This is a genomic window from Sphingomonas sp. AC449 (genome assembly GCF_979253475.1).
In genome coordinates, this window is record NZ_CEEDCZ010000068.1 from 1 (window position 1) to 251 (window position 251).

Genomic DNA, 251 nt, shown 5'->3' on the forward strand with positions numbered 1-251 from the left:
GCCGTAATTTGCGACCGCCAGCACGCCCTCCTCCGCGTCGAGCGCGACAGAACAGGGGTCGGCGCCACCGGTCACGACGCGCCCGACTTCTCGCCAGCCTTCTGTGGTGTCGCAGAACACGCCGACTGTGCCGGTGCGATGCTCGTCGACCAGGTAATGAAGATCGTGACAGGCAGAAGAAGCCTCGAACGACGCGTTTCGTGCACCAGGGAACGGGCCTTCGCACGCCCACTCACGGGTTGCATGAAGAC

The 251-nt window shown here is 64.5% G+C and carries 1 protein-coding gene; it reads right to left on the bottom strand.

Annotated features, from left to right (window positions below; translation table 11 throughout):
• The coding region (locus AC0CH3_RS17860) for a beta-propeller fold lactonase family protein (RefSeq protein ID WP_465238134.1) at positions 1 to 251 on the bottom strand (251 nt) is incomplete at both ends.